The sequence below is a fragment of the Ferruginibacter sp. HRS2-29 genome, from assembly GCF_024343615.1.
Classification (GTDB): Bacteria; Bacteroidota; Bacteroidia; order Chitinophagales; family Chitinophagaceae; genus Ferruginibacter.
On the sequence record NZ_RJUB01000044.1, the window covers coordinates 1 to 4,189 of the forward strand.

A 4,189-nucleotide genomic window follows, 5' to 3' on the forward strand; every position below is an offset into this window, starting at 1 on the left:
GAAAGGGGTAGCTGATGGCAAGTTGGTTAATATTCCAACACCTGCTTTAAATTCGATGGGGTGACGGGGTAGTGAAAGGTCCGCGAACTGACGGAATAGTTCGTTAAAGGGTGTAGTTATATTCTGTATAGGTAAATCCGTACGGGATGGCGAACCTGATAGTACAGCGAAGCTTCGGCTTAGCTGATAGTGACCCTAATCAGACCTCCGAGAAAAACCTCTAAGTTATGTTTAAAGCAGCCCGTACCGCAAACCGACACAGGTGGGTGGGATGAGTATTCTAAGGCGCTCGGGTGAGCCGTGGAGAAGGAACTAGGCAAATTAACGCTGTAACTTCGGGATAAAGCGTACCGATTTCGGTCGGTCTCAGTAAAATGGTACAACCAACTGTTTAGCAAAAACACAGGGCCCTGCAAAATCGAAAGATGACGTATAGAGCCTGATACCTGCCCGGTGCTGGAAGGTTAAGGAAGGATGTTCGGCGCAAGCCAAAGCTTCTGACTGAAGCCCCAGTAAACGGCGGCCGTAACTATAACGGTCCTAAGGTAGCGAAATTCCTTGTCGGGTAAGTTCCGACCTGCACGAATGGTCTAATGAGTTGTACACTGTCTCCTCCACGAGCCCGGTGAAATTGTAGTATCGGTGAAGATGCCGGTTACCCGTCACGGGACGGAAAGACCCCATGAACCTTCACTACAACTTTGCATTGATTTTGAATTTTTGATGTGTAGGATAGTTGGGAGACTTTGAAGCGGTGTCGCTAGGCATCGTGGAGTCAACGTTGAAATACCAACCTTTAAACATTTAGAATCTAATCCCTGACGGGAAACAGTGCATGGTGGGTAGTTTGACTGGGGTGGTCGCCTCCTAAAGTGTAACGGAGGCTTGCAAAGGTTCCCTCAGTACGGTTGGTAATCGTACATAGAGCGTATTAGTATAAGGGAGCTTGACTGTGAGACTTACAAGTCGAGCAGGGACGAAAGTCGGCTAAAGTGATCCGGCGGTTCTGTATGGAAGGGCCGTCGCTCAAAGGATAAAAGGTACTCTGGGGATAACAGGCTGATCTCCCCCAAGAGCTCATATCGACGGGGAGGTTTGGCACCTCGATGTCGGTTCGTCACATCCTGGGGCTGGAGAAGGTCCCAAGGGTTCGGCTGTTCGCCGATTAAAGTGGCACGTGAACTGGGTTCAGAACGTCGCAAGACAGTTCGGTCCCTATCTGTGATGGGCGCGAGTAAATTGAGAGGACATGACTTTAGTACGAGAGGACCGAGTCGTATGTACCGCTGGTGTATCTGTTGTGCCGCCAGGTGCAATGCAGAGTAGCTATGTACAGCCAGGATAAACGCTGAAAGCATCTAAGCGTGAAACCTTCCTCAAGATGAGTTTACTTTTAAGGGTCGTCAAAGACTATGACGTTGATAGGCTATAGGTATAAGGGTGGTAACATCGAAGCCGAGTAGTACTAATTGCCCGTAAGCTTTATTTTTTTTTATTACCCACACGCTGTTCCTACGGAACAACATGCAGGGAATGAATATACTATTACTTGTTTACTTCTTTTTTCCAATATGTTAACTTATTAAATTGTCGCTCGACAATCATCTTTTTATGGTGGTTTTGCCGAGGGTGTTCACCTCTTCCCATACCGAACAGAGAAGTTAAGCCCCTCATGGCCGATGGTACTGCAAAGAAATGCGGGAGAGTAGGTAGCTGCCATATTCTTTTTAAGACCCTTCAATAACCTGAAGGGTTTTTTTATGCCCATAACTGACTACTGATTATCGACTACTAGCGGGAATACACAGCTGCGTGTAGACTACCCGGAGTAGACAACCTCAAAAATGACATCGGAAGCATGCCACCCGAATCAATAGTAATATACTTACTCCTAGCCCTCTCCATCAGTGTAAACCTTCGAAGGTTTCACTATTCACTATTCACTATTCACTCATTGCCCCAGTGGCAGCATTATATTTCTCTACTTGCCTTACATATGCTGGAATATATTTATTCCTTTTTACCTTTTGCTTGATTTCACAGGCGACATCTATCAAGTTCCCACGGACAATTACCCGATTTTCTTATGTGAAACATGAGAAAACTCTTCGCGAATGATATCTAAGGACTGGTTGAATTAAATTCCAAATGGGTTGTCAGACGAAAATACCAGGCCATCCAGATAAGTTGTAAATGTTATTCTATTTTAAAGCCAAGCTGATAAAGTTTATCTGCAGTTTTCCGAAAACTATATTGCAAAGCAAAGCAGGAACTGGAGCCCTTGGGGAAGTCCATGGGTACATTAAAGACCTGAGTATTACTGATCCTTGAAAAAGATCCTTCAGATCAATCTTTGAGGAAATAGTATGATGCAAATGTTGCATGGCACGAATAATATTATTTCAATTATTGACTGCCCCATGCATATATGAAGGCATTGTTATATTCGATCACAAAGAATATCCTGCTTTGTATTTCTTTAAGATAATAATTGGGAATATAAAGAGAGCGGTAATTTATAAACCCCATCTTTAAATTGCATCCCGCCATATTTTCTTTGAGGTTGCGACCTCGGGTATAAAATTTTTCAGGTTACTGATTATGCATCAATATCCTGTTTAGGGTACCGTAAAAAAAGGAATATGAATTTGGCAGCTGCAGTATCAATAATAAACCAGGATTTAAAACAGTGAGCTCAAAAATCCTGCAATGAGTTTAATCGTGTGTACCATTTGGACTAATACGATTTAGTCTTGCGGACTTTCTTACCTGATCATTGACTCACATTATCAAGTAAGGCATGTTTGTTTCGGCTAAATTATAATAGAACTTTGATTGTTTATGATACCCTACGCATTTTTTGCATGTATTTCTTTTTCATAAAAACGGAGCTGATGATTGTCAAACGCCCCAATTCAATAAGTATCAACACATGTATAGGGTTTGCAATTTCAATAAAACCCTGGTTTTAATTTGGCGCCGGCCGGCCTCTAGGTGCGATGGGTTAGGAATGTATAACTGTATACACTTTATGTAGTGAGTTGAAAAGATATCACGCTCAGAGAACTTGCATAAATTTAATAAGCAGATCACCCTGTTCGTCGTAATAGTTTTGTACCAATGTGAATTATAGAGAAGCAGAAATCATGATGGAGCAGGCAACTTCACACCAACGCTATTATTTTTATTTCTTCCGAAAGTCTTACCAGCATTAAGTTTTAGCTTATCACCTGTCTTTTTTGTTTTAAATTTTCTAAAATAATTTTGCCAGCGATATATTCACCCTTATCTTTGCCGTCCGCTTTTGAAAAAGAGCATTTAGTTCTTCAACACAAATCAATTTATTTCCCATTTTTATTCTTCTTTTTAAATAAAAATTTGGTCAGGTAAATAAACTCTTTTACCTTCGCCGTCCGTTCAAAAAACGACGGTTGTTTTCACAGGAAAACATGAAATAATTTGAAAAAAAATAATTCAAAAAACCTTAAATAAAATTAGGGTTGAATGATAGAGAAGCTTACCTTTGCACTCCCAATTAAAAAAGGGGCGAGGGTAAGCCTCGGAAAGATCTTTGAAAGTTTGGAAACAGCAGCATAATTAACAGATTAACAAGGCTTTGTCAGCTAAAATAACAATTAGAATTTGACAAAGATAATTTCACTTTGAAATTACGAAGTCACGATTCAAACAACTCATTTACAATGGAGAGTTTGATCCTGGCTCAGGATGAACGCTAGCGGCAGGCTTAATACATGCAAGTCGAGGGGCAGCACAGGTAGCAATACTGGGTGGCGACCGGCAAACGGGTGCGGAACACGTACGCAACCTTCCCATAACTGGTGAATAGCCTTTCGAAAGAGAGATTAATACACCGTAATATAATGAAGTGGCATCACTTTATTATCATAGCCGCAAGGCGGTTTTGGATGGGCGTGCGCCTGATTAGGTAGTTGGCGGGGTAACGGCCCACCAAGCCTGCGATCAGTAACTGGTGTGAGAGCACGACCAGTCACACGGGCACTGAGACACGGGCCCGACTCCTACGGGAGGCAGCAGTAAGGAATATTGGTCAATGGACGCAAGTCTGAACCAGCCATGCCGCGTGAAGGATTAAGGCCCTCTGGGTTGTAAACTTCTTTTATCTGGGACGAAAAAAGGGCTTTCTAGCTCACTTGACGGTACCAGAGGA

3 rRNA genes are annotated in these 4,189 nt (G+C 42.5%); all 3 read left to right on the forward strand.

Annotation, left to right across the window (positions count from 1 at the left end):
- A 23S ribosomal RNA gene (locus EGI32_RS10670) occupies window positions 1-1,490 on the forward strand; the annotation flags it as partial.
- 120 nt (window positions 1,491-1,610) lie between these two features.
- Window positions 1,611-1,722, forward strand: a 5S ribosomal RNA gene (rrf, locus tag EGI32_RS10675).
- A gap of 1,976 nt (window positions 1,723-3,698) precedes the next feature.
- A 16S ribosomal RNA gene (locus tag EGI32_RS10680) occupies window positions 3,699-4,189 on the forward strand; the annotation flags it as partial.